The sequence below is a fragment of the Thiosocius teredinicola genome, assembly GCF_002009425.1.
In the GTDB taxonomy this organism is placed as follows: Bacteria; Pseudomonadota; Gammaproteobacteria; order Chromatiales; family Chromatiaceae; genus Thiosocius; species Thiosocius teredinicola.
The window spans coordinates 2651527-2674553 of the sequence record NZ_CP019936.1 but is presented as its reverse complement, the minus strand read 5'-3'; the positions used below and the strand labels follow the sequence as shown (position 1 = coordinate 2674553).

General features: G+C 60.3%; 24 protein-coding genes. 9 read left to right on the top strand and 15 right to left on the bottom strand.

Annotated elements, in window-relative coordinates; all coding sequences use genetic code 11:
* Positions 1-23 precede the first annotated feature (23 nt).
* The 3 genes from B1781_RS12785 to B1781_RS12775 all read right to left on the bottom strand — a co-directional run bounded on the left by B1781_RS12785 (position 24) and on the right by B1781_RS12775 (position 2207).
* The gene (locus B1781_RS12785) at positions 24-767 is read right to left on the bottom strand and encodes a protein-L-isoaspartate(D-aspartate) O-methyltransferase (RefSeq protein ID WP_078120033.1); all 744 of its coding nucleotides are present in this window, start codon (positions 765-767) and stop codon (positions 24-26) included.
* Positions 768-1098: 331 nt separating this feature from the next.
* The gene (locus tag B1781_RS12780; protein ID WP_078120032.1) at positions 1099-1545 is read right to left on the bottom strand and encodes a hypothetical protein; all 447 of its coding nucleotides are present in this window, start codon (positions 1543-1545) and stop codon (positions 1099-1101) included.
* Positions 1546-1631: 86 nt separating this feature from the next.
* Positions 1632-2207 (bottom strand): DUF2889 domain-containing protein, encoded by a 576-nt coding sequence (locus tag B1781_RS12775; RefSeq protein ID WP_078120031.1) that lies wholly within the window; start codon positions 2205-2207, stop codon positions 1632-1634.
* Positions 2208-2368: 161 nt separating this feature from the next.
* On the opposite strand from B1781_RS12775, the gene B1781_RS12770 reads away from it, so the two are divergent.
* The 6 genes from B1781_RS12770 to B1781_RS12745 all read left to right on the top strand — a co-directional run bounded on the left by B1781_RS12770 (position 2369) and on the right by B1781_RS12745 (position 6830).
* Positions 2369-2755, top strand: a complete 387-nt coding sequence (locus tag B1781_RS12770; RefSeq protein ID WP_078120030.1) for a phasin family protein — start codon at positions 2369-2371, stop codon at positions 2753-2755.
* A gap of 83 nt (positions 2756-2838) precedes the next feature.
* On the top strand, positions 2839-3585 hold the full coding sequence (phbB, locus tag B1781_RS12765) for an acetoacetyl-CoA reductase (protein ID WP_078120029.1): 747 nt from the start codon (positions 2839-2841) through the stop codon (positions 3583-3585).
* Between the two features lie 310 nt (positions 3586-3895).
* A complete protein-coding gene (locus tag B1781_RS12760) occupies positions 3896-4909 on the top strand; it encodes a LysR family transcriptional regulator (RefSeq protein ID WP_078120028.1) in 1014 nt (337 codons plus the stop codon).
* Positions 4910-4927: 18 nt separating this feature from the next.
* Complete coding sequence (locus B1781_RS12755) at positions 4928-5641, top strand: DUF599 domain-containing protein (RefSeq protein WP_078120027.1); 714 nt, start codon at positions 4928-4930, stop codon at positions 5639-5641.
* Between the two features lie 90 nt (positions 5642-5731).
* Positions 5732-6151 carry a gamma-glutamylcyclotransferase family protein gene (locus tag B1781_RS12750; RefSeq protein ID WP_125932067.1) on the top strand — a complete coding sequence of 140 codons (420 nt, stop codon included), beginning with the start codon at positions 5732-5734 and terminating at the stop codon, positions 6149-6151.
* Positions 6138-6830, top strand: a complete 693-nt coding sequence (locus B1781_RS12745) for a hypothetical protein (protein ID WP_078120025.1) — start codon at positions 6138-6140, stop codon at positions 6828-6830. Before B1781_RS12750 ends, B1781_RS12745 begins: the two co-directional genes overlap by 14 nt.
* Before the next feature lie 63 nt (positions 6831-6893).
* On the opposite strand, the gene B1781_RS12740 is transcribed toward B1781_RS12745, so the two are convergent.
* The 11 genes from B1781_RS12740 to B1781_RS12690 form a co-directional block, all read right to left on the bottom strand.
* On the bottom strand, positions 6894-7361 hold the full coding sequence (locus tag B1781_RS12740; protein WP_334223713.1) for a superoxide dismutase, Ni: 468 nt from the start codon (positions 7359-7361) through the stop codon (positions 6894-6896).
* Between the two features lie 387 nt (positions 7362-7748).
* Positions 7749-9080, bottom strand: coding sequence for a (Fe-S)-binding protein (locus tag B1781_RS12735; protein ID WP_078120024.1), 1332 nt, complete (start codon positions 9078-9080; stop codon positions 7749-7751).
* A 48-nt stretch (positions 9081-9128) separates the two neighbouring features.
* The gene (locus B1781_RS12730) at positions 9129-9773 is read right to left on the bottom strand and encodes a hypothetical protein (protein ID WP_078120023.1); all 645 of its coding nucleotides are present in this window, start codon (positions 9771-9773) and stop codon (positions 9129-9131) included.
* Positions 9774-9802: 29 nt separating this feature from the next.
* Positions 9803-10855: a formate dehydrogenase subunit gamma gene (locus tag B1781_RS12725; protein ID WP_164513380.1), complete on the bottom strand. Its 1053-nt coding sequence runs from the start codon at positions 10853-10855 to the stop codon at positions 9803-9805.
* 110 nt (positions 10856-10965) lie between these two features.
* On the bottom strand, positions 10966-11595 hold the full coding sequence (gene fdh3B, locus B1781_RS12720; protein ID WP_078120021.1) for a formate dehydrogenase FDH3 subunit beta: 630 nt from the start codon (positions 11593-11595) through the stop codon (positions 10966-10968).
* A gap of 13 nt (positions 11596-11608) precedes the next feature.
* The gene (locus B1781_RS12715) at positions 11609-14464 is read right to left on the bottom strand and encodes a formate dehydrogenase subunit alpha (RefSeq protein ID WP_334223987.1); all 2856 of its coding nucleotides are present in this window, start codon (positions 14462-14464) and stop codon (positions 11609-11611) included.
* Positions 14465-14567: 103 nt separating this feature from the next.
* A complete protein-coding gene (locus B1781_RS12710) occupies positions 14568-14777 on the bottom strand; it encodes a twin-arginine translocation signal domain-containing protein (RefSeq protein ID WP_164513379.1) in 210 nt (69 codons plus the stop codon).
* A 193-nt stretch (positions 14778-14970) separates the two neighbouring features.
* Positions 14971-15606, bottom strand: a complete 636-nt coding sequence (locus tag B1781_RS12705) for a TorD/DmsD family molecular chaperone (RefSeq protein ID WP_078120018.1) — start codon at positions 15604-15606, stop codon at positions 14971-14973.
* 6 nt (positions 15607-15612) lie between these two features.
* Positions 15613-17256 carry a 4Fe-4S binding protein gene (locus B1781_RS12700; RefSeq protein WP_078120017.1) on the bottom strand — a complete coding sequence of 548 codons (1644 nt, stop codon included), beginning with the start codon at positions 17254-17256 and terminating at the stop codon, positions 15613-15615.
* 12 nt (positions 17257-17268) lie between these two features.
* Positions 17269-17811, bottom strand: coding sequence for a DUF3306 domain-containing protein (locus B1781_RS12695; RefSeq protein WP_078120016.1), 543 nt, complete (start codon positions 17809-17811; stop codon positions 17269-17271).
* Positions 17811-18323: a DUF3305 domain-containing protein gene (locus tag B1781_RS12690; protein ID WP_164513378.1), complete on the bottom strand. Its 513-nt coding sequence runs from the start codon at positions 18321-18323 to the stop codon at positions 17811-17813. The genes B1781_RS12695 and B1781_RS12690 overlap by 1 nt, the downstream gene beginning before the upstream one ends.
* A 292-nt stretch (positions 18324-18615) precedes the next feature.
* Here B1781_RS12690 and moaA point away from each other — a divergent pair, with 292 nt between their 5' ends.
* The 3 genes from moaA to B1781_RS12675 are packed head-to-tail and all read left to right on the top strand — an operon-like array spanning position 18616 to position 21478.
* Positions 18616-19626, top strand: a complete 1011-nt coding sequence (moaA, locus tag B1781_RS12685; protein WP_078120014.1) for a GTP 3',8-cyclase MoaA — start codon at positions 18616-18618, stop codon at positions 19624-19626.
* A 3-nt stretch (positions 19627-19629) separates the two neighbouring features.
* On the top strand, positions 19630-20532 hold the full coding sequence (locus B1781_RS12680; RefSeq protein WP_078120013.1) for a formate dehydrogenase accessory sulfurtransferase FdhD: 903 nt from the start codon (positions 19630-19632) through the stop codon (positions 20530-20532).
* 34 nt (positions 20533-20566) lie between these two features.
* Positions 20567-21478 carry a helix-turn-helix transcriptional regulator gene (locus B1781_RS12675; protein WP_334223712.1) on the top strand — a complete coding sequence of 304 codons (912 nt, stop codon included), beginning with the start codon at positions 20567-20569 and terminating at the stop codon, positions 21476-21478.
* Positions 21479-21504: 26 nt separating this feature from the next.
* Here B1781_RS12675 and B1781_RS12670 read toward each other — a convergent pair whose 3' ends face one another.
* Entirely contained in the window at positions 21505-22950 is a 1446-nt protein-coding gene (locus tag B1781_RS12670; RefSeq protein ID WP_078120012.1) for a TrkH family potassium uptake protein, read from the bottom strand.
* Between the last annotated feature and the right edge of the window lie 77 nt (positions 22951-23027).

The window sequence follows — 23027 nt, the reverse complement described above, 5'->3', positions numbered from 1 at the left end:
GTTGCTTTGCGATCCGTCCAGGGTCACCGCTCACCAGTCAATGGAACAAAGGTTACCGGCATCAGCTCCTGCGACGTGACCGTGCCATCGCTGTCTCGCGTGATCATTACCAGCTTCTGCGTGAGATAGCGGCTGCCAACGGGTATCAGCATCCGTCCACCGGGTTTGAGCTGCTTGAGCAACGGCGGCGGTACATGGTCGCTGGCGGCGGTCACGATAATGGCATCGAACGGCGCCGCTTCGGGCCAACCGAAATAGCCGTCGCCGACGCGCGTCTGAATCGCGGTATGCCCGAGCTCATGCAAGGTGTTGCGCGCACGTGCCCCCAGTTCCGGCACGATTTCCACGCTGTATACCTGCGCGCCGACCTGATCAAGCACGGCCGCCTGGTAGCCTGAGCCTGTGCCCAATTCGAACACCCGGTCGCCGGCACAGACACCCAGCAACTCGGTCATGACGGCCACCATCAGTGGTTGCGAAATCGTTTGGCCGAAGCCGATCGGCAGCGGCCGATTCTCGTAGGCATGCGCTACCTGATCGTCGGGCACGAAGCGATGACGCGGGACTTTCTGCAGCGCCTCGCGAATGTTGGGCGAAAGCCGGGAGAACCCCACCTCGTCGCGCAATCGGGAGATCTGAAAATCGACGGCACTCCACAACGCACGACGTTCAGCGTCGTATTCGTCGTTGGCGAAAACGGGGCAGGATTCACTCAGCAACAACACCAGCGCCACTGTTTTTATTAATAAACGGTGGGTTGTTATCACGGCGTCCCCCTGTAGTTGGGCCGCGTTTGTTTACATTGTCTGTTTACATTATGGCCGCAAAATCTGCAGTGTGTTTGGTCATCGTCTTACGCTTAGACAGCGTCTGTGCGCGGTACTGTTGTGTGCGCTGCCACGGCCGGTGTGCGAACAAGGGGCATTCGTATACATCAAAAGCTGCCGTTTTCGGGACGGCGGACTACCGTGAAACGACAGAAGTGATTGTACTTGTCGTTGCCTGCCATATCGAAACGATATACCAGCGCGCCGACAGTTTGCGTCGCTCGGCGCAGATCGTGCGAGGGTTATCGCGTTGGGGTCATCGCGTGAGAGTTCAGGCCACGGAAAACGCGAACAGGTTGAACAGCAGCAAGCCGATCCCGATATAGCCCATCGTTTCGAAAAACAGATCTTTGCGTCGTTTCAAGAGTCGGTATCGATTGCTGTAGGCCTCGATCTCACCGAGACTCGATTGATCCAGGTCGGGGTCGAGGTAGGCGCGTTGGTGTCGCAGCGAAACCGTCTCTGCTGCTGCGATCGCCTGATTCAGCGGTACGCGGTACAGATGGCTGTCGATGTCGACCAGCCGCCGCCGCAGGTTCTCGTGGGTGTGCATCAGTGCCGCTTCGCCGTCGTTGAAGCGGGCGGCATAGCGCAGGGTCGGCTCATGCGCCGCCGAACTCGCTGTTTCGCCGCCCCGTGGGCGCGTCTCTCGCATCACGATGCGGACCATGTTGGGATGATCCGGATGGGTCTCGATGCACAGATAGCTCTTTTGCATGACGGTGCACTCGGCGCTGAATTCGCTCTCGAATCTAGTTTGCACCCGTTCGCGGCGTTTGCCCACCGATACGGTGGGCAGACGGATCAGGACGGGTTGTCGTCCGATGGTGCCTTGCTAACGTGCTGCGGCCACAGGCGATGTACCACCTCGGTGCCCTCGGCAAAGGTGTGGCAGGTGTTGATGAAATCTTCCGGCGGCGCGACGCTGTCTTCGAGGTGTTCACCGGTTTCACCGCGCCAGGCATAGACGGTCTGCACAGCGGTTGTCGCTAGCGGCCCCATCAGTTCCACCAGGTGGGTACATCCCCAGCGTCCCCCCAGCAAGACCCTGACCTTGGCGGTCCAGCCCGGCTCGATGCGCTGACCGACCAGCTTGCCGAAGCGGTCCGGGAAATCGGGGCAGCGAGAATAGGGTGCATGGACCGTTTTGGCGTCGATGGCACGCACGGTGAGGTCCGAATCCACGGTCATGCGCAGCCACATCTCGTGCAAGTGCTCTCCGGGCGCGATTTTGCCGCGGCCGAAGGTTTCCATGGCTTCGGTGCGCGTGTCGATCAAGCTGCCTTCGATGTCCCACAGCCCGTCATCTCGTCGGTATCCCCGACATTCGATTCGTCGGGTATGGACCAATTCGCGTTTTTCGGGCGGTGGGAGCGGCATAAAAGAAGATCAATAAAGACAATGGGTTAGCAGAAAAATGCTGCGCCGCACAAATTTTTTTCAATCCGGGGCTTGACAAATGTTGGAAAGGACCGATATTGTGCACTGCAACATTGTTGCGCTGCACAAACCGCATTAAACACGACTCGGGAGACACAGTCATGCAGAACGAAATTATGAATATGGTAAACCAGTTCAACGAGAACGTCTTCGCTTCAATGAAGCGTCTCGGTGACATCAACATGCGCGCTTTCGAAGAGATCGCCAACAAGCAGGCTGCAGTCATGAACGATTGCCTCGAATCCAGCGCCAAGCAGTACGAAGTGCTGACCACCGCCAAGGACTACAAAGACGCAATGGCCGCTCAGGCTGAGCTGATGAAGGCTTGCAACGAAAAGTTCCTGGCCAACGTCCGTGAGACCGCCGACATGATGACCTCGGTTCGCGAAGAGCTGACCGGTCTGGTCGAAGAGGCTGTGAAGTACACCAGCGACAGCGTTGAGAAGGCAGGCGCTGTTGCCACCAAGGCTGCCAAGAAAGCAGCTTAAGGCTCGGTGATCCGACGGGGAGATGCGTCTCCCCGTTGCCATGGCATTTCGATATACCAGAACAACGAATCGGGAGTGGATGAATGACTAAGCGAGTTGCCCTCGTGACCGGTGGAAACGGCGGAATCGGTTCCGCAATTTGCAAGGAGTTGGCAAACCAGGGACACACTGTGGTTGCCGGCTATTTTCCGCCGGAAAAGGAATCCGCTGAAGCCTGGCAGAAGGACATGCACGAGCAGGGCTGCGCAATCGGCCTGGCTCCCCTCGACGTATCGAGCTTTTCGGATTGCGAACGTGCAGTATCCGAGATCGCTGAAGAGTTCGGTTCAGTCGATATTCTGGTTAATTGCGCTGGGATCACCCGCGACGGCACCTTGAAGAAGATGCCGGAAGAAAACTGGAAGGCCGTCATTTCGACCAACCTCGACAGTGCATTTAACGTGACCCGTCACGTGATCAACGGCATGTTGGACAAAGGTTGGGGCCGCATCGTCAACATCGCGTCGGTCAATGGCCAACGCGGACAGTTCGGCCAGGCCAACTATTCGGCAGCAAAAGCCGGTATGCACGGCTTTACGATGGCCGTTGCGCTGGAAACCGCAGCCAAGGGCATCACCGTGAACACGGTGTCGCCGGGCTACATCTCCACGCCGATGACCGAGGCGATGCCGGAAAACGTACTCGAATCCATTGTTAACAGCGTACCGATGCGTCGTATGGGTAAGCCGGAAGAGATCGCGGACGCGGTCGCCTGGCTGGCCAGTGAAGGCAACTCATACACCACCGGCGCCAATATTCCTGTCAACGGCGGTTTGTTCACCAGCCACTGACCGGGAGAAAAGAACCCTCCTGGCAGAGGAATCTGCCCCCTCTGCTTTTTTTTAGGCGCCCTCCCGGGCGCCCATTTTTTTGCTTGGAACAAGGAGAATGAGGCTCCCGTAGCTTATAGAAAGTATTAGGTTTCCGTATGGAGCTCCAAACTTCGGCTAGGGTAAAGGGATAAGGGCAGTAGGCACTGATGCGGACGTTGCATGCACCGTGTCAGTTTCGATGACCAGGGCGTTGTGTCTCCCGTAGAGACCGCAGAGTCACTTACAACAAAATACGGGCAGGCGGACGTTGAGAGAGGATGGAGTGTAGATGAGTATTTCACCGCCAAGCTATAAGCAAAACCGCCTGAAGCAATTGCGTGCTTTTTGCAAAACCGTTGAAACCAAGAATATTTCCCGTGCCGCTGAAAAGCTGTTTCTGACCCAGCCGACGATCTCGCTGCAGATCAAGGCGCTGGAACGCGAACTCGACGTGGTCGTCTTCGAACGCCACGGCCCACAAATCCGCATCACCCCCGATGGCGAGTTGCTCTACGAAATCGCCAAACCGTTGCTCGAAGGCATCGATAACCTTGCCCAGACTTTCGCCAGTAAAAGCGGGCGTCTCGATAGCGGTGAGTTGACCATCGTTGCCGGCGAGTCGACGATCCTTTACCTGCTGCCCGAATTCGTATCCTGCTTTAAAGAACGCCACCCCGGCATCCATATCAAGCTGTTGAACGAGACCGGGCGTGACGGCTTGGCCAAGTTGCGTTCGGATTCAGCGGATTTCGCCGTTGGCCCGATGGTCGAAGGCCAGGCCGATCTCGATTTCAAACCCCTGTTCTCGTTCGAACAGGTGTTGATCGTTCCGCTCGATCACCCCTTGGCGCGACGCACCAAGGTCGCCCTCGAAGACATCAGCCCCTACGGCTTGATCCTGCCGCCGCGCCAGCTGAACCACTGGCGCACGGTCGACCTGGTGTTCGAGCAGCATGGCGTGCCGTACAACGTGGTGCTCGAGGCCGGTGGCTGGGAGGTCATCAAGCGCTACGTGGAGCAGGGTATGGGCATCTCGATCGTCAACGAGATCTGCCTGACCGGCAAAGAGAAGCTGGCGGTGATTCCGCTGGACGACTACTTCCCACGGCGCACCTACGGTGCCGTCACCCGGCGTGGCAAGTTCCTTACCCCGCAGGCCGAGGCGTTCATGGAGGCGATGTCGACCTTGCAGTGTAAACTGCCTTACAAACTGGCGGTGGCACATAGCCGCGACGAAGTCGTCGAACCGACCAGCGAGGCTGAACTGCGACACCTGCCAAAGAATATTGACGACCTCGACTGACGTCACACACTGCAGACAATGCCGACACGCGATCTGAATCTACTGATCGACGTGTTGGCATTGCTTTGGTTCCTGGCGTGCTGGGTGGGTTACGCACGCTACGCCCGGTGGCGCTGTGAATCGGACGTGTGTCTCGCCAGCGTGATGCACATGTATCGCCGCGAGTGGATGATGCAGATGATGTATCGCGACAATCGCATGTCGGATATGTCGGCGATCAGCACGCTGGAGCGCAACATGTCGTTCTTTGCGTCGAGTGCACTGATCATCCTGGCCGGTATCCTCACCTTGCTCGGCTACCTCGACCAGGCCATCGTCTTGTTCGCCGACCTGCCGATGGCCACCAACCAAAGCCAAGCGCAGTGGGAGGCAAAGATCTTCCTCTTGGTGATCATTTTCGTTTACGCCTTTTTCAAGTTCACCTGGAGCATGCGCCAGGTCGGCTTTGCGGCGGTGCTGATTGGCGCGGCGCCGAATCCCAACATCGACAACATCAGCGATGAAGAGGTGCGCCAGACCTCCGAGCGGGTCGCCCGGGTAGTGTCCAAGGCGGCCAACCATTTCAATTTCGGCATCCGCTCCTACTACTTCGCCCTGGCGGTACTCGGCTGGCTGATAGCTGCCTGGCTTTTCGCTGCAGCAGCGGCCTTGGTCGTGATTGTGCTGTACAGGCGAGAGTTTCATTCCACGGTGCTGTCGACCTTGATGTGGAGTCGTTCCGGCGTCGACTGACTTCCCCCGTGGTTGCGATCTGGTGCATGATGTGTGCTCGAGACGTCCACCGTCTGACGGTGGCAACACGATCTGGGGCAGTGATCAATCGTGCAACTCTTCGTATACGGCACCCTGATGTCAGCGCAAGTGATGCGCGCGGTCTGCGGCTACCAGCAGACGGGAGAACCGGCGGTCGCAAACGGGTACAAACGCAGACTCCTGATGCGTGAAATCTATCCGGCGATTGTCGAGTCTCGCACTGAGGCGGTAGACGGTGTGCTTTACCGCGGCCTCAACGCCGCGCAGATGGCCTTGCTGGACACCTTCGAAGACGACTACTACGAGCGGCAGGGCCTCGTGGTGACATTGTCTGATGGAACGCTGGTCGAGGCGTTCGGGTACGTCCTTTCTCCGCAGCACGCTCATCTGCTGAGCGACCGACGTTGGGATTACCAACGCTTTCTTGCCGACGGGCTCGGCGCGTTCTTGGCTGCATTCCCGGGGTTCGAAGCCGTTGGACATCAGTGACAAGCCGCCTTCCCGGCGTTCCGAATACGAAACGCCCGAGCTCGATGTGGCCTGTGTCAGCCCACGGGTCAGGCGGGCGTTGGTGTCGGATACCGGCAATCATTGCCAGGTCTGGCGCGGCGGCAGGCGAAGCGATGACCAGTCCGACGGTCACAATTTTGTCGAGTTCGTGCTGAAGTATCCGCGTGATTCCTACGACGATGCCGATATCCGGATACTGCGTCGTCAATACGACATGCTGCGCAAACAGCTGGGTGAAATCGTTCCGCGTGCGTTGTTCGCGATTACCTGCATAAACGGCAAGCGCAATGTCTTCGTGCTGGCGCGCGCCGTGAATATCTGGTTCAACATCGCCAATCCGAGCAATCGCGAGGAAGCGGTTGGGTTGCTTCGAAAGTACCCGATCACGCGTGATCAGCTGCAGCAGTTCGTCAATGTCGCCAATGCGTGGCGCGAGGGCCCGAACCCACGCGTCATCGACCTGTACGGCATGGACAACCTGGTGATGGATAACCTGCGGCAGATTCGCTACATCGACAGCTTCTACGTGTTCTTTTTCGAGGACATGCTGCATCTGCTCGGCGGTGAACCCGACAGAGAACTCGAAGAGAAAATCAACGTCTCGCTGCGGCGCCTTGCCTATCTCGAGGAGATACTGGCCGAGTCAGCGGTAGAATGAAAAAGCCGCCGCGCGGATGCACGGCGGCTGATTCGCTTGCCGAGGTGGCGAGCGTAGTGCGGATCAGTGCTTGTGCTCGGGGTAGTACGGAGCGAGCGCTTCGATCGCGTCCTTCAATGCCTTCACGGAAGCATCATCGGCGTTCTGCTTCGCTTTCATTGCAGCGACAATGACCGCGTGATGTTTGGCGAGGCGCTCGCCATAGTCATCCATGTCGGCTTTGACACGTTGCGTCAGGAAATAGTCGCTGATGGTCGCGATGATCTTCTGTGCGTGGGTCTCTTTGTTCATGACCCAGCGTACGAGCTGGTTCTGCGACTGAACGTCGGTCTTGCCGGCCAGTTCGGTGATCAGCGTTACCGATTTTTCCACGGTCGCAGCATCTTCGAGCATCGACTGCACACGTGCATGGTCGTCGTAGATCCCGCAGGGGATCTGGCAATGCGCTTGTGCCGGTTCAATGACCATCAGGTTGAAAGACGCCACGCTCAGTGCGGCCGCGAGCAAAGTGCTTTTGAGTGATCTGGACACGATCTTCTCCTCATGTATTTTTTGTGAAGGGCAATTCAAGTCTATGCGTTACATCCAGCAATCCTTGGCGAGGTGAAACGGCTCGCGGATCCGAGTACGCGCGCTCGACTATACGGCGTAGAGTTGGGTGCTCACCAGCTCGATTGCCCATTCAAGATTTGCAGGTGTGAACCTCGTCGCTTTCCGGCGGATTGCCCGTGCAGGCGCGATCAGGCGCTTGCCTGGTGGCGTAGGTTGTCAACCGGCACGCATGACTTGGTGCGCGTTGTTTTTGAGACGTTTCGCCGCAATCCAGGTCGTCGCTTACCGCGGCGCGAAGTCGAAAATCGTCGTTAATCCCGGTCGAAGTGCGCGGTTGCAGCTTGCGAACAGATTCGAACCTGGGGCCTACTTGAGGTTGGCGCCGACCAACTCGACCAGGCTCTCGATCGGGGTCTGCCACTGCGTGCGATCTGCACCGGCCATCAGGTTGACGCGGCAGCTCCCACAGGCGGTGACGACGGAATCCGCGCCGGTACTTTCGGCCTGGGTGCGTTTCAGATCAAACGCTGCATTGCGCATCGGCTCGGCTTTTTCCATCACGAACAGGCCGGCGCCGCCACCGCAACAGAAGTTGACGGCGCCGTGACTGGGCATCTCGCGTAGATCAACGCCCAAGGCATCGAGCACAGCGCGGGGTTCATCGAACACGCCGCCATGCCGGCCGACTTTGCACGGGTCGTGGTAGGTGACCGATCTGTTCTTGGAGACTGGCTGAAGCTTCAATCGTCCCGCCATCACTTCGCGGCCGAGGTACTCCGACAAGGCCATGACCTCGAACGGCAATGCTTCGCCATGTTCGTTCGCGCCTTCCCAGCGCAGCGCCGGGTAGGCATGACCGCATTCGGGCACGATCACCAGGCTTGCGCCGAGCCGGATCGCCTCGTTTGTGATGCGCTCCGAGGCGGACTTCTGCACGGATTCATAACCCGACAGCAGACCGAAGTTCGCCCCTTCGAAGGCGCAGCTGTGTATCGTCCAATCGACGCCAAGGTGATTCATGACCTTGACCGTCGCCTCGAGGGCGTCTTTGAACAGCAGGATGTCGATGGTCGAACTCAATACCAGGATGTCGGCGCGCTCTTTGTCCAGCGGGACCTCGTAGCCCTTGGTGCGCAGGTCTTCGACCGCTTGGCGCAGCTGATCGGGACCGACGCCAAACACGGTGCCGCGGCTGCCTTGCTCCTGTTCCACGGCGCGCAGTCCGGCCGGAATCAGGCCGGCCTCGGCCAGTGCCTGGCGCGTCACATTGACCATGGAGGCGATATCGATGCCCATCGGACAGGCGAGTCCGCAGCGTCCGCACTCGGTACATGATTCGTAAACCAACGGTTGAGTCGCCTCGAGGTCGGCCTGCGTGATCTCCGGTTCGGTGAGGCGGTGCACGATGCGCCACGGCGCTTTCTCGCGCCGGTAATAGCGTTTGAGCAGGTCGAGCTTGTGGATCGGCGTCAGTTCAGGGTCGCCTGTCTGGATATAGAACTGGCAGGCCTCGGCGCACATCCCACAGTGCACGCATGACTCCAATTGCACGGCCTTGCGCGCATCGAGCTTGGCAGCAAACACCGCTTTGGCACGATTGATCCGTTCGCCGTCCGGGCAATCGGTGGGTTGCGCCATCTGCGGCAACATCTTTATCTGCTCGATGAAGCCGCGGAACACGTTCATGTCGATGGCCATCGTCGGCGCTCCTGGTTATCGGTTCGTTGTCAGTCCTAGCATGCACATTCAGACACGCACACCGCGCCGCCCGTAGTGCGCGCCCATGGCGGCACGGCTGAACGGGAAGGTGAAGGTGTGCATCAGCGCGCTGAACGGGAAGTACAACAACAACAGCTCGGCAAGAAAGAAGTGCAACATACGTAACGGCTCATACGATCGTGCCAAAGCCAGGCAGCCCGTCAGCATGACGAGAAACAGCAGGATCGAGCCCACGTAGTCGCCGCGCCTGGAGATGGCGCGCGTGACCGGATTCATCAGGCGGTGCAGAATCAGGAACAGCAGGCCCAGAAATGCCATCTCCGACGTCAGGATGAAAGCCCATTCGGGCATCGCCGGCCAACCGACACCGAACAGGCGCTCGCGGTAGAAATCGACATGCGGCGCGGCGAAGAACAGCAGGGCAAACAATCCGACGTGAAACAGGTAACCGGCGATAACCTGCAAGCGTGTACGCGGCCAGAAATCGCGACGCGGCAAAAAGCGTGAGAGTGTTGTGCTGACGGCGCCGCTCGCAGCAGACGCACGGGGCACACTGAGATCCGCTTTTCTACTCAGCGTGAGCAAACCGACGAGTCGCCATACAACGCCGACCACGAACACCGTCAGTGAGATGTACCACAGCGGGCCATCGACGAATGCGCTGAAACTCACGGCAACTCCCTGTGTTGTGAATGGATTGTCTACGCCTTGTCGGGTTTCGCCTGTAAACCGATAGGCGGAACACCGGAATCCGGCACATCCGGTGCTTGCTTACCCTTGACCTCTGCGTACCACCGGTCGTGATGCGATTTGGCCCAGTTCTCGTCGACCGTACCTGTCGTCATGCTCTCGAGGCTGCCCTCGGTACCGAGCGTGCCGATATAGATGTGGCCGAACGAGCCGGCGATGAACAGGATAGCGGCAGCTCCGTGAACCACCAGCGCCAGTTGCATGGTTTCCCGGCCCTGGCCGAACACCGGGAAATCGAGGATCAGGCCGGATGCCGATACGGTGACACCAAGCACCATCACCGCCCAGAACCAGATCTTCTCGCCGGCGTTGAAAAAGCCGGCGCTGACATGCGCCTTGCCGATGATGCCTCCGCCTTTCGCCAGCCACTTGAGGTCGCCTTTTGCCGGAAGGTTCTTTACCGCGAAGCGCACGAACAGCAACACCACGGCCACGATGAACAGCGGGCCGAACAGGTTGTGACCTTCCTTGCAGGCGCTGGCTATCACACTGAACGCCTCGGCGCCGAATATCGGCAGGACGACGAAGCGACCGAAAAGCAGCGTCAGGCCCGTGATGGCGAGAAAGATAAACAGGATTGCGGTGAACCAATGCAGGGTACGGTCAAAGTCGCCGAACCGCAGGATGCGCTTGCCTGACCGCCCGCCGTCGATCGGAATGCGCCCGCGTATCAGGTAGAACACGAAGATTACCGCGACCGCACCAATGACTACCCATCCGGCAGGTCCAATGAAGTCGTTGCGCCGGTAATTGCGGAACTCCTCGCCACTGGTGTTGATCAGCACGCCGCTATCGACACCGCGCGCCTGGGTGTTGCCGACGACGTCTCCGCCGCGTTGACGGACCGCCCGCCAAAGGTCCGTTGCCGGGTTCGGCACCATGATGGGCGAGTGCGTGGCGGGCTCGGTGTCGGCGGCGAATGCCGAAGAACCTGCGCACAGAACACACAACACGAAGAACAGGACGCACGCCGGCATCAGGCTGCTTCGGGTTGCAAACGGCATGACTTGTCTCATTAACGACTCCGGCAGAACCACGGACATTCGGAAGTGGTTTTGCTCGCTGAAAAACGAAGGCCGGCTACCCAGCGGCGAGGTAGCCGGCAAGGGCAGTGTCAGCCGTCGCTGCTGGCTTTGCCTTTCATGCCGCGCGTGGCACGAATGCCCGCACGATCGTAGTTGACACCCCAGTCGAGAACCGAGGCACCACGGTTGATGACACGTTTGCGGTAGATGTCGGATACGACGTCGGCATCGCCGGCCAGCAGTGCCTTGGTGGAGCACATCTCGGCACACAGGGGCAGCTTGCCTTCGGCCAGACGATTCGAACCGTAGGTGCGATGCTCGTCCGCACTGCCGGTCTCGGCAGGACCACCGGCGCAGAAGGTGCACTTGTCCATCTTGCCGCGCGAGGCGAACGCGCCGGCCTTCGGAAACTGCGGCGCACCAAAGGGGCAGGCGTAGAAGCAGTAACCGCAGCCGATGCAGATGTCCTTGTCGTGCAGTACCACGCCGTCTTCGGTGGTGTAGAAACAATCGACCGGACAGACGGCGGCGCAGGGCGCGTCCGAGCAATGCATACAGGCGACCGACAATGAGCGTTCACCGGCTTCGCCGTCTTTGATGGTGACGACGCGCCGGCGGTTTACACCCCAGGGTACCTCGTTTTCATTCTTGCAAGCGGTGACACAGGCATTGCACTCGATACAGCGCTCAGCGTCGCAGTAGAACTTCATATTGGCCATGTCTGAGTCCTCCTCAAGCCTTCGAGATGCGGCAAAGGGTGCACTTGGTTTCCTGCATCTGGGTCACCGAGTCGTAGCCGTAGGTCATTGCGGTATTGCAGGCCTCGCCGAGCACGAAGGGGTCGCATCCGCTGGGATACTTGTCGCGCAGGTCCTTGCCTTCGAAGTGACCGCCGAAATGGAACGGCGTGAACGCCACGCCTGCGGCCACGCGCCGCGTCACCATCGCCTTGACCTTGATCTTGGCGCCTTCGGTGCCTTCCACCCAGACGTCGTCGCCGTCTTTGATGCCCGCGTTGTTGGCGTCGCGCGGATGTACCTCGACGAACATGTCCTGCTGCAGTTCGGCGAGCCACGGGTTGGAGCGCGTTTCGTCACCACCGCCTTCGTATTCAACCAGTCGACCGGAGGTCAGAATGATTGGATAGTCGTTCGAATAGTCTTTGGCCTGGATGGACCCGTAGCGCGTCGGCAGACGCCAGAACGACTTGCGATCGTCGTAGGTCGGGTACTTCTCCACCAGGTCACGACGGTTGGTGTACAACGGCTCTCGGTGTATCGGCACAGGGTCGGGGAACGTCCAGACGATGGCGCGCGCCTTGGCATTGCCGAAAGGTGCACAGCCATGCTTGATCGCAACTCGCTGGATGCCGCCCGATAGGTCGGTCTTCCAATTCTTGCCTTCGGCAAGTGTCTGCTCGTCGGCGCTGAGGTCGCCCCACCAGCCGAGTTTCTTCAACAGGTCGCTGGAGAACTCCGGGTAACCGTCTTTGATCTCTGAACCGCGTGAGTAGCTGCCGTCCGCCAGCAGGCTGACGCCGTCGCGCTCGACACCGAAGCGGGCACGGAAGGTCAAACCACCTTCGGCCACGCTGCTGCTGGTGTCGTACAGGTTCGGCGTACCCGGATGATTCATCTCCGGGTTGCCCCAGCAAGGCCAGGGCATACCGTAGAAGTCGCCGTCGGCAGGTCCGCCTTCGGCCTTGAGCGTCGTGAAATCGAAGGTGCCCCAGTTCTGCTGGTGGATCTTCAGACGCTCCGGGCTTTGGCCCGTGTAACCGATGGTCCACATGCCTCGGTTGAACTCGCGCGTGATGTCTTCGATCAGCGGTTCGTCGTTTTCAACCTTGATGTGCTTGGTCAATTCGTCGGCAAAGCCGAGTTTCTTGGCCAGCTTGTACATGATGATGTGGTCCGGAAGCGACTCGAACAGCGGCTCGATGATCTTGTCACGCCATTGGATCGAGCGGTTCGACGCGGTAACCGAGCCATAGGTCTCGAACTGCGTCGATGCCGGCAGCAGGTAAACACCGTCTTTGCGGTCGTGCATGACGGCCGATACGGTCGGATAAGGATCGACAATCACCAGCAGGTCGAGTTTTTCCATGGCCTTTTTCATTTCCTGGCCACGGGTCTGCGAGTTCGGCGCATGTCCCCACATGAACATCGCCCTGATCACGTCGCGCTGCGCGATCAAGCTCTTGTCTTCCAGTACCCCGTCGATCCAGCGCGAAACCGGGATACCTTTGGTGTTCATGACATGTTCGGCATCGTCCTTCTCTTCGTACTCGCCGACGTAGAACTCCTTACCGTCTTTGTCGTAAGCGGTGTTGTCGAAGCGACCCTTGATCCAGTCGAGATCGAGGTCCCAGACGCGCGCCCAGTGTCCCCACGATGCCGGTGCCAGGCCGTAGTAGCCGGGCAGGGTATCGGCGAGCACGCCGAGGTCGGTGGCGCCCTGAACGTTGTCGTGACCGCGGAAGATATTGGCGCCGCCGCCGGATACGCCGATGTTGCCCAGCGCGAGCTGGAAGGCGCAGTAGGCGCGGGTGTTGTTGTTGCCGATGGTGTGCTGCGTTCCGCCCATGCACCAGATGAAGGTGCCGGGACGGTTGTCGGCCATCGCCTTGGCAGCGGCGTAGACCTGGTTCTCTGGCACGCCGGTGACGCGCTCGACCTCGTCGGGTGTCCACTTGGCGACTTCGGCCTTGACGTCGTCCATGCCGTAGACGCGCTGGCGGATGTATTCCTTGTCTTCCCAGCCGTTCTTGAAGATGTGGTACATCATCCCCCAGATAATTGGCACGTCGGTGCCGGGGCGGATGCGCAGGAAGTGATCGGCATGCGCAGCGGTGCGCGTGAAGCGCGGGTCGATCACGATGATCGGTGCGTTGTTCTCTTCTTTCGCCTTGAAGATGTGCTGCAACGAAACCGGGTGCGCTTCGGCAGGATTCGAACCGATCAGCAGGATCGCCTTCGAGCGATGGATATCGTTGTAGCTGTTGGTCATCGCGCCGTAGCCCCAGGTGTTGGCAACGCCCGCGACCGTGGTCGAGTGACAGATGCGCGCCTGGTGGTCGACGTTGTTGGTGCCCCACATCGCCGCGAACTTGCGGTACAGGTAGGCCTGCTCGTTATTGAACTTGGCCGAACCCAACCAGTACACCGAGTCGGGGCTGGATTCGTCACGAATCTTCAGCAGTTTGTCGCCGATCTCGTTGATGGCTTCGTCCCACGAGACCTTCTGCCATTTTCCATCCACCAGCTTGGTGGGGTACTTCAGACGACGTTCGCCATGGCCGTGCTCTCGCACTGAGGCGCCTTTGGCGCAATGTGCGCCCTTGTTGAACGGGTGATCGAACGCCGGCTCCTGGCCGACCCAGACACCGTTCTTGACCTCGGCGATTACCCCGCAGCCCACTGAGCAGTGCGTGCAGACGCTGCGGATCTCTTTGGTCTCACCACTTGCCGGTTCAACCGCTGCGTGTGCCTTCTTCTGCATCATGCCGGGCGCAAATCCGGCTGCGACGGCTGCGCCGCCCGCCAGGATGCCGGATTGACGCAGGAAGTCGCGTCGGTTCAAGGCCATCCCCGTGCGATGGGCAGTGCCTTCGGTTTCCTTCTCGACCGGCGCGTCGACGCGATCCGATATCTTCTTAAGCTTCATCGTGCTCTCCCGTTCGACGCGCGCTTCAGCTCGCAGCGCTCTTGTAGTAGTCGAGGATGTGTTGCGTCAGCCGGTAGCCGTCTTTGGCCTTTGGCTCTTCGGTCGGTGCATCCTGGGTGCCTGCCAATGCTGCACCGGGGGCCACGGCGGCGGCCGCTGCAAGGCCGCCGGTCTTGCCGGCGTTGCGCAGGAACTCCCGGCGGGACTGGGAAACCTTGTCTTTTGACTCTTTCATGGGCATCGCATCCTCGTTTTCGTTATGTCGCGGCGCTGCAGTGCCGCGGGGCAGGGCGGGTTGAAATCGCGCCCTCCATTCGAAGTGGCAATCGGCACACCAGAATCGGCGGGAGAAAAATGACCGTTTCGGAACGGATTGGGTACGCGTGGCGTGCAATCATGTATCGCATTCACCCAGTGGGTCAGTTTGTCTAGTCCGGCAGGGACAAATAGTGCCGTTCGAGCTGTACATAGGCGCAACCGAGCCGGCCAACCGACCGGTAGAACACGCTGGATTTGGCATCCGTGAGATCCTGGAAGAAGCGCTCCGCCCAGGAGTCGATGTGCTGGTCGAAAAAGCGGCGCTGCACGCTGCTGTCGCGGCCTTCCTGGATCAGGAACGCCATGACCTCGCACAAAGCGGCGATATGGTCTTCGGGTTCGCGCACATCGGCGGCGCGTTCGAACCCGAGTCTGTTCAGGTCTTCGCGCAAAAGGCCCAGCGGACGCTCCATCAGGAAGCCTGTCTGGTACCACGAACCAAAGGGCACGAGTTCACCTCGGCCCAGGCCGATGAACAGCGCATGGTACTCGTCGCGCAGCGCCGATTCGCTGGTATGCCTGGCGGCCAGGGCGAGCATTGAGAACGCCAGCTGCAGTTCGTTCTTGCCTTTGTTTTGTCCGTCGTCGAGATCGGCGACCTGGGACAGCATGTCTGCATCGGGCGTATCGCGCAGGAGCGCCGCCAGCAGACCATAGATGCCAGCGCGATAGGCCTGGGCATCGGTATCCTGTCCCATTGGCTGTGGCTCGGCGCCTTGTTTGAACGTCGTCGGCGAATCATGCATCGCGGGTTATCCGTTGTGATGTGGAGGGCGGGGAGATGCACCGAACTGCGGGCTTTGCATGGCTTCGTCGTCCTGCACGGCATCGACGATGCGGCAGTCCTCGCACATCTGCAGGCGACGGCGAGCACGTTCGGTCTGAAACATCGGGTGATCGACCAGCTTCTGCAGAATCGTGTCGATCGCATGCCGCGGAGCGAACGGTTTGCCACAGCTCACGCAACAGAAGGGAGGGTCTTCGTGCAACACGCGCGCAGTCCTTCGCTGTTCGGGGTCGAACAGATAACGCGCTTCCAGTGTGATCGCCTTTTCCGGGCAGGCGTTGGCACAGATGCCGCACTGTACGCATTTGGTTTCGAACAACGACAGGCGCGGCGTGTCGTCGCCCGCGGCGAGCGCACCGGCCGGGCACACGCTGGTGCAGCTCATGCACAGGGTGCACTTGTGCGTGTCGACCAGGATCCGGCCGTAAGGGGCACCGGTGGGCAGGGGCGCTACGGTAGGCGCACCCTCTGTCTGTTCGCGCAGGTGCTCGATCGCCAGGGCCGCGAGTTGGCGTTTGTCTGCGGCTGCACCAAACACCGCCGGCTGGCATGCGATGCCGGCCGTGTTGCATTCGGCCAGAGCGCCGGATGTGCTGGTCAGGTTGATCGCATAACGTGGCAGCGATAAACCTTGCAGCAGGCCGCGCAGCATAGCCACCTGCTCGTTGAGTGCCGTCAGTGACTTCTGCGGCACTGAACCGCCGTTTGCGAGCACGACGCAGCGTGCCCCCCAGGCCAATGCGGCCAGCCAGATCTCGTGGCCGACGCTGGCCAGTTCTTCGACGACTACCAGCAACAGGTTGGGCGGCGTAGGTGGCAGGTCGCCGGCATCGTCATCCGAGATGAACAGAATGATCGGGTCGCTGCCGCCAGCCTCCAGGTAGGTTATGAGCAAGGTACGTACACGCTCGGCGGTGTCGCCCGGCGATGGCAGGGCATAGCGCATCGCGCCTGTCGGACACACGCTGGCGCAGATGCCGCCGCCCTGGCAGAGGTTCGGGTTGACCTCGACACGCTCGCCGATCGAGACAATCGCGTCGGCGGGACAACTGTCGATACAGCGACTGCAGCCCGGTTGGCCGGCGCGGCCGTGCGCACAGATGTCGGCGTCATAGTCGAAGAAGCGCGGCTTTTCGAACTGACCAGTCATGCCATCGAGCGCCACCACGGCAGCGTCGAGGTCGGCCGGCCCGGTGCCGAAGTGCCAGTAGCCGGGCGGTGGCAGTTCACTGTCGATGAGCGGTGTATCGCTCAGGTCGATGACCAGGTCGGCCTGCAGCACCTGGTGGTTCGGGTGGCCTTCGTTGCCCAGCCGTGCCTCAAACGCGCCGAGATATCCGCTCAACGCCATGGCCCGGCCACCGAGCGCCGTGGTCGGCACACCGGGTTCGTCGTCGCCGTGGATCAGCAGGATCTCAGCGTGCAGCGGCTGTTCCAGGCGTGCCGCCAGCCATTGTGCCTCTTCGCCGCCGATCACCAGCACCCGGCCGCGCGACCGGTAGTGCACGACGCCGGTCGGCGAGGGCACGATCTTCTCTGCGGCGGATGTGGCTGCACTGCGGGCGCGCATGTTGCGTGTGTGCTCGAGGGCGTGGCTATCGGATGACATGGTGCGTTCGTCTCAGCTTGAACTCGGATTGCTTGCGTTTGATTCCGATGACGCGACCAAGTTATCGGTGGTCGCTTGTTCATCGGTTTGATCGGTGTCGATCGCCGTCGAGGCATCGTCGTCGAACAGTTGTTGCTTGACGGATTCGGCGACGCGTTTCGCCTGTACCTCGATTTGATGTTTCATGTCCGCGGTGACGATGTCGCCCAATGAACGGAAGGTCGTGAAATCTTCGGCGTAGTCGTCGAGCTCATCGATCACGTTGAACTGCGACGAATGAAAAAGCTTGCGCAGGGCGGCAGTGCGTAGCGCATCGCTGACCTTGGGCGACAGAAAGCCCGAAAAATCGGAATCCACCGTTAGCGTGTCCAACGGCGGCATGTCGTCGTCGCCGGGTGGTTCGGTTTCAACGGTCGGTGGCTCTTTCGGCTCGGGCGCAGCCGGATTGTGCTGCGCCTCGCGTGCCTCGGTCTTCAGGCGGCTGAAGCGTTGCAAGAAGCTTTCGTCGGTGCCGGCGCGTGAGTGCTCGACCGTGTCTGACAATTTGTCACGCATCAGGCGCGCTTACCTCCGTCCTGTGCACGCCAGTCCTGCAACTTGCGTTTGACCTTCTTTTCCGGAAAGTAGTTTTCGACGACGAACGCCTCGGTCCAGCGATACAGTTCCGGCGGTATGTCGACGTCGTAGATCTCGTCTTCGCCTTCGAGATAGGCATGTGCTTCGTCGAAACTCAGGCTGACGATGAAAGGCCTGGGGGCACCGTTGATGTCGGCGGCGGGGTGGGCGACCACGTAGGCGCGCGGCGTGCCGCACACCATGTTGTGGTAGTAGCTCTCGCATTCGTCGACGTGCAATCGCACCTGCAGTCCGCCGACCAGGAACAACGCGGTTTCGCCATCGTCGCGCACCAGCGACATGGCGCCGCCTTGGGCGTGTCGTCCAACCGTGATGGCGACCGCTTTCCAGACGTGATCGACCCACGGACTCGTGGCAGGTCGGCGTTCCATCATGACCGCAACCGGAAAACCGGCTGCCAGTCTGTCAGGTTCGGTGGCGTCGTTTGGCATGGCGTACCTCCTGGCTTCAGCCATGTCATTGAGCAAGTTGCGTACCATTGGAAACGCATGCTCAAAAACACGCTATGACCGAAAAATCCGACGGGAAATCACGCGCTGGTGGCGCAATTTGTCCCACCCCGGTTGTCCGGTAGGGTCAGAAGACACCACTTCTGCGTCGTCCGAGGTGCTCCGATGCATCCATGAAAACCCCGCATCCACAGCGCAACGGGCAGCCTGACCGGCCGGGCTGATCAAGGGGTATGCAACTTGCTTCGTGAATGCGCAATGCACGGAGACAGCGATGCCTGATAACCAGAACAAGCCGGCAGCGGAATTGGTCGACCGTTTCGGTCGCGAGGTGCGGTATTTGCGCATCTCGGTAACCGACCGCTGCGATCTGCGGTGTGTGTACTGCATGGCCGAAGACATGACGTTCCTGCCACGCTCCAGTCTATTGTCTCTCGAAGAGGTCGTGCGCATCGGCAGCGCGTTCGTTGCGCTCGGCGTCAATAAGATTCGTATTACCGGCGGCGAACCGTTGCACCGCCGCGATATCCTCAAGGTGTTCCGCGAACTCGGCGCGCTCGATGGCCTGGAGGACCTGACGCTGACGACCAACGGCACGCAACTCGATCGTTTCGCCGACTCATTGCGCGATGCCGGCGTACACCGACTCAACGTCAGCCTCGATACGCTGCGCGAGGATCGCTACGCGACGATCACCCGGACCGGCAAGTTCGACCGCGTGATGCGCGGCCTTGATGCCGCCCAGGCTGCGGGGTTCGATCGCATCAAGCTCAATGCCGTCATTCTCAAACATCGCAATCACGACGAGGTATGCGACCTGGTCGAGTTCGCCGTCGAGCGCGGGTTCGACATCAGTTTCATCGAAGAGATGCCGCTCGGCGTGGTCGGTGATCACGATCGCGCCGCCAGCTTCTACTCGAGTGAGCAGATACGTCGCGACCTCGCCCAGCGGTTCGAGCTGATCCCGACGACCGAATCGACCGGCGGGCCGTCGCGCTATTTCCGCATCCCCGACGTCGCCTCGCGCGTCGGCTTTATCTCGCCGCACAGCCACAATTTCTGCGACCAGTGCAACCGGGTGCGCCTGACATCCGAAGGCCGTTTGCTGTTGTGCCTGGGGCAGGAACACAGCGTGGATCTGCGCGAGGTCGTTCGCAGCAGCGCCGATGAGGCCGTGCTGCGGCAGGCCTTGGTGGATGCGATGGCGATCAAGCCCAAGGGTCACGACTTTGACCTGCAGGCGCAGCCGGTTATCTTCCGTCATATGAATCACACCGGAGGCTGAGATATGCCCGAAGGCGCCGAGCAGACCGAACAGCGTTATCAACCGGAGATGAGCGACGCCGGTCTGCGACCGTCGCATGAGGTGACGGCCGTCGATGAGTACGGCGAGGTTCGCAGCGGACATATTGCCGGCGAACGTGCATTGACCCTGTACCTCGACGATCGCGAGATCGTCACACTGATGACTTTGGGTACGCATCCCGAGATGTTGACCCTGGGTTATCTCGCCAACCAGCGTCTGGTGCCGTGCCTGGAGTCGGTCGACTCGGTGCGCGTCGACTGGGACAAAGGCGAGGTGCGGGTCGACACCTTCGAACGTATCGCCGACCTGGAAGAAAAGCTGCGCCACAGAACGGTGACCACGGGCTGTGGTCAGGGCACGGTGTTCGGCCGCATCGGCGAGCAGATCGAAAAGATCCGACTGCCGCGCGTGTCGATCACGCAATCGCGCATCTATGCCGTTCTCAATGAAATCAACGAGCACAACGAAGTCTACCGTCGCGCCGGCGGGGTACATGGCTGCGCCTTGTGCGGCTGCGATGCAGTCGATCAGCCGTTCATCGATCTGTTCGTTGAAGATGTCGGTCGACACAATGCCGCCGACGCGATCAGTGGATTCATGTGGCTGAACGCGGTCGACGGCGAACAACGGTGGTTCTATACCACCGGCCGCCTGACATCCGAGATGGTGATCAAGGTTGCCCAGATGCAGGTGCCGGTACTGCTGTCGCGGTCGGGGATCACCTATCGCGGTCTCGAGTTGGCGCGCAAGGTCGGCGTGGTGATCGTTGCACGTGCCAAGGGCCGTCACTTTCTAATCTATAACGGTGCCGATCAAGTAACCTTCGACGCGATACCGCCGGCGTTGCCGCGGGACAAAGAAAAACATCGCTCGACTGAAGGTTGATGAGTTTGCCAGGGGAACAGGGAGGAAGCACCGTATGTCAGCCGTCATGATTTCGCAAAACGATACCTTCATGAGCGTCAAGCAGGTCGCCACTTACCTGCAGCTCAATGAGAAGAAGGTCTATGCACTGGTCAACGAAGGCAAGATGCCGGCGACCAAGGTGACCGGCAAGTGGATGTTCCCGCGTGAGTTGATCGACCGCTGGATGATGGATTCGGCGCACGGCGGCTTGCTGACCGACCGGTTGGTGGTTGCCGGAAGTGACGATCCCTTGCTATACCGTGCCGTGACTGCGTTTGCACGTGATGTAAATGCATTGGCGCAGGTCAGTTACACACCCACCGGCACGCGGCTGGGGCTGGAACTGCTGCAGGCAAACCGGGTGGACATCAGCGCGCTGCATTGGGGGCCGGCGGCCGAAAGCCGCACGCGCCATCCGGCCTTGCTGCGGCAACACCCGCAGCATCGGCACTGGGTGCTGATCAGGGCGTTCGGCCGCGAACAGGGCCTGATGGTGAGACCGGGCCTGGTCGCCGACCCACAGGATATCGAATCGCTGCTCGCTGCCGGCCATCGTTGGGTGCAGCGCCAACCCGGCGCCGGGGCGCAACGCTTTCTGATGGAGATCCGTAAGAACACGGCGGGCGCACCGGCGTTGAATGTCACGACGACAGCGTTGTCGGAACGCGAAGCGGCCACGGCCATCGTGCTCGGGTTGGCCGACATCGCGCCGGGTGCGCGGTCTGCGGCGACCGAGGCCGGCCTGGACTTCGTTACCTGCGGCACCGAGGCGTTCGATCTTGCGCTGCCGCGCAACATCTGGTTCCGCCGTCTGTTCCAAGACATGCTGGCCAGGCTGCAGTCCGGTGAATGCCGCCAGATGGCGGACATGCTCGGCGGCTACGATTTCAGCGAAAGCGGGCAGTTGATCTGGGGTGACGAGTAGGCACAGCGGGTCGCGAGTCGTTCGACTCAGTCGTGCCAGAACGCCGGTGTCAGCATCACCAGCATCGTGAAGATCTCGAGGCGACCCAGGAGCATCGCCAGGCTGCCGATCATCTTGCCGAAGTCGCTGACGCTCGAGAAGGTCACCGCCACTTCGCCCAGTCCCGGGCCGAGGTTGTTCATACAGGTCGCGATGGCGGCGAATGCGCTGACCTGATCGAGCCCGGCGGCCATCATGACCAGGGTCAGCAGAGCAAAGGTCACGACGTACACAGAGAAGAACCCGGAGATCGCCTCGTTGACTCGGTGCGACATGATCTGCTTGCCGATGCGCAGTGGACGCCTTGCATGTGGATGGATCAGGTAGTGAATCTCGCGGGTGCCGTACTTCAGCAGCAACAGCACGCGCGACACCTTGATGCCGCCGGCGGTCGAGCCGCCGCATCCGCCGATGAAGCTCATGAAGATCAACATGACCGGCAGAAAACTCGGCCAGGACGAGAAGTCGGCCGTGCCGAAACCGGTACTCGTGATTACCGAGACGACCTCGAACACCGAGTTGATCATCGCGTCGTACGGGTGCTCATAGGTGCCCAGCAGCCACAGCACGAAGGCGATCACGACGACCGCCACGACGATGATGACCAGAAAGGCGCGCACCTCGGTATCGCGCCAGTAAGGGCGCAGCGTGAAACCGGCCAGCGCGTAGTAGTGGACGGCGAAATTTATGCCGCCGGCGAGCATGAACACGATCCCGATGGCGTCGATCAACGGGCTGTTGAAAAAGCCGAAACTGGCATCGTGCGTCGAAAAACCACCGGTGGATATGGTTGCAAAACTGTGCACGATGGCGTCGAACAGGTTCATGCCGGCAAACCAGTAGCTGAGCGCACAGGCCAGGGTCAGCCCGGTATAGATCAGCCACAGTGTGCGTGCGGTCTGCGCGAGGCGCGGCTTCAGTTTGTCCTCTTTCATCGGACCCGGCGCCTCGGCCTTGTACAACTGCATGCCGCCGATCCCGAGCACCGGCATCATCGCGACCGCGAGCACGATCAATCCCATGCCGCCCAGCCACTGCAGCTCGCCGCGGTAGAAAAGGATCGAAGGCGGCAGTTGGTCGAGCCCGATGATGACCGTAGCGCCGGTGGTGGTGAACCCGGAGACGGCCTCGAAGAAGGCGTCGACGAAATTGAAATGCGGGCTCAGCGCGAGCGGGATCGCCGACAGCAAGCTGAGTACGACCCAGAACAAGGTGACGATGATGAATCCATCGCGTCTTTTGAAATCGCTCAAGCGGCCGCGTGCCGGCAACCACAGGGCGAGTCCCAGCACGAAGATCACCACAAAAGACAATGCGAAATGATTCGCTTCGCCGTCGCCATACCACAGCGACACCAGCGCCGGGGGTATCACCGACAGGCTGAAGAGAACACAGAAAAAACCGATGATTCCGAGTACCGGCAACTTCTTCAAATCGCAGCCGCCTTGTTACACCTTGCGGTTCGTGTTTGTTGCGATTCTACGCCAACTTGCGGTGCGCGTCGGCTGGA

What these genes read in the sequence shown, in the direction of transcription:
- B1781_RS12700 (WP_078120017.1), bottom strand. Translation starts at nt 17,256, where the DNA reads ATGTCATCCGATAGCCACGCCCTCGAGCACACACGCAACATGCGCGCC.
- moaA (WP_078120014.1), top strand. Translation starts at nt 18,616, where the DNA reads ATGCCTGATAACCAGAACAAGCCGGCAGCGGAATTGGTCGACCGTTTC.
- B1781_RS12690 (WP_164513378.1), bottom strand. Translation starts at nt 18,323, where the DNA reads ATGCCAAACGACGCCACCGAACCTGACAGACTGGCAGCCGGTTTTCCG.
- B1781_RS12775 (WP_078120031.1), bottom strand. Translation starts at nt 2,207, where the DNA reads ATGCCGCTCCCACCGCCCGAAAAACGCGAATTGGTCCATACCCGACGA.
- B1781_RS12755 (WP_078120027.1), top strand. Translation starts at nt 4,928, where the DNA reads ATGCCGACACGCGATCTGAATCTACTGATCGACGTGTTGGCATTGCTT.
- B1781_RS12710 (WP_164513379.1), bottom strand. Translation starts at nt 14,777, where the DNA reads ATGAAAGAGTCAAAAGACAAGGTTTCCCAGTCCCGCCGGGAGTTCCTG.
- B1781_RS12735 (WP_078120024.1), bottom strand. Translation starts at nt 9,080, where the DNA reads ATGGCCATCGACATGAACGTGTTCCGCGGCTTCATCGAGCAGATAAAG.
- B1781_RS12770 (WP_078120030.1), top strand. Translation starts at nt 2,369, where the DNA reads ATGCAGAACGAAATTATGAATATGGTAAACCAGTTCAACGAGAACGTC.
- B1781_RS12695 (WP_078120016.1), bottom strand. Translation starts at nt 17,811, where the DNA reads ATGCGTGACAAATTGTCAGACACGGTCGAGCACTCACGCGCCGGCACC.
- B1781_RS12725 (WP_164513380.1), bottom strand. Translation starts at nt 10,855, where the DNA reads ATGCCGTTTGCAACCCGAAGCAGCCTGATGCCGGCGTGCGTCCTGTTC.
- phbB (WP_078120029.1), top strand. Translation starts at nt 2,839, where the DNA reads ATGACTAAGCGAGTTGCCCTCGTGACCGGTGGAAACGGCGGAATCGGT.
- B1781_RS12680 (WP_078120013.1), top strand. Translation starts at nt 19,630, where the DNA reads ATGCCCGAAGGCGCCGAGCAGACCGAACAGCGTTATCAACCGGAGATG.
- B1781_RS12705 (WP_078120018.1), bottom strand. Translation starts at nt 15,606, where the DNA reads ATGCATGATTCGCCGACGACGTTCAAACAAGGCGCCGAGCCACAGCCA.
- B1781_RS12780 (WP_078120032.1), bottom strand. Translation starts at nt 1,545, where the DNA reads ATGCAAAAGAGCTATCTGTGCATCGAGACCCATCCGGATCATCCCAAC.
- B1781_RS12715 (WP_334223987.1), bottom strand. Translation starts at nt 14,464, where the DNA reads ATGGCCTTGAACCGACGCGACTTCCTGCGTCAATCCGGCATCCTGGCG.
- fdh3B (WP_078120021.1), bottom strand. Translation starts at nt 11,595, where the DNA reads ATGGCCAATATGAAGTTCTACTGCGACGCTGAGCGCTGTATCGAGTGC.
- B1781_RS12760 (WP_078120028.1), top strand. Translation starts at nt 3,896, where the DNA reads ATGAGTATTTCACCGCCAAGCTATAAGCAAAACCGCCTGAAGCAATTG.
- B1781_RS12675 (WP_334223712.1), top strand. Translation starts at nt 20,567, where the DNA reads ATGTCAGCCGTCATGATTTCGCAAAACGATACCTTCATGAGCGTCAAG.